This is a genomic window from Moorena sp. SIO4G3, from assembly GCF_010692305.1.
GTDB lineage: Bacteria > Cyanobacteriota > Cyanobacteriia > Cyanobacteriales > Coleofasciculaceae > Moorena > Moorena producens_A.
In genome coordinates this window covers 1-1156 of record NZ_JAAHIG010000756.1, presented here as the reverse complement: position 1 = coordinate 1156, position 1156 = coordinate 1, and the positions used below count along the sequence as shown (strand labels likewise).

At 44.8% G+C, this 1156-nt stretch carries 1 protein-coding gene and 1 pseudogene; both read right to left on the bottom strand.

What is annotated here, in order from left to right:
• Window positions 1-147 precede the first annotated feature (147 nt).
• A pseudogene (locus F6J99_RS45225) lies at window positions 148-941 on the bottom strand (IS5 family transposase).
• Between the two features lie 30 nt (window positions 942-971).
• The coding region (locus tag F6J99_RS45220) for a hypothetical protein (protein ID WP_293124022.1) at window positions 972-1156 on the bottom strand (185 nt) is incomplete at its 5' end.

Genomic DNA, 1156 nt, shown 5'->3' with positions numbered 1-1156 from the left:
GGTGCTCCCCTTAATCGGGGACATCGACTCTAACAAATACAGAGCGGAAGGGTTTGAAGTTACCGTAAGAGAGTGGAGCCTTTATAGTTTTAAGGTTATGCAGAGAAGGGTTCAAGGTTTTTTAGAGGATGTCTGAAAAGTAATTGGCTACGCCAAACGTCTAAGCATGATCCGAATCATGGCAACTCGAATCATAGTTTCAGAAGTCGCTGGTAAGACTTCATAATCAATGCTTAGACGACGACACCAATTAAACCAACCGAAAGTCCGTTCCACGACCCAACGTCTTGGTAAAACTTCAAAACCTTTCACGGTATCTGAGCGCATCACAGTTTCATTAATCCAGCCATAGACATCCATCACCCACCTCATAAAACCTTCACCTCGATAACCGCCATCAACCCAAATTTTGATTAATCGGTGAAATCTGTCTGTAACTCCATGGAGTTGGTCGAAGAATAATTTGGCTCCCTCTCGTTCTGGTAAAGAAGCTGCACTGACGGCTACAACCATTAACAAACCATGGGATACCACCACCAGATGACGCTTACGACCTTTAACCTGTTTGGCAGCATCATAGCCCACTTTCAGATGAATCATGGTTGCGGTTTCTACTGATTGGCTATCAAGAATCGCTGCACTCGGACGCTTGTTGATGGTCAACGATTACCCGTACCCATTTTCGTAACTGTTCGTGAATTCTCTCCCAATCACCACTGATACGCCATTGCCGAAAGTAATGATAGACTGTCTTCCATTTGGGAAAATCGTGAGGTAACAATGACCAAGCACATCCTGCTACCAAGACATAAAAGATGGCATTGACTCAGCCGCGCATCTCTACGCTTCTAGGACGACCTCCCGGCGCAAGCTGGTGGTATTAGTGTTTCGAGTAATTGCCATTGTTCATCGGTTAAATCGGTACGATATGATTGATTCATTATTTTACTCTCGTTATCTGTCTTTTATTGCTATGGACAGCTTATCGTGACGAGAGTTTTTCTTTTTGCGATCTGCTTGCAGCCGCGCCGATGCGCGTACACGCATTTATGTTTGCGATCGCATTTATTTTTACTTTTCAGACATCCTCTTAGTAAGGCTCCACTCTCTAAGGTTTCGTCTCTCGGCAGTCCGTTCTTAAAGCCCAGCGCCTCCA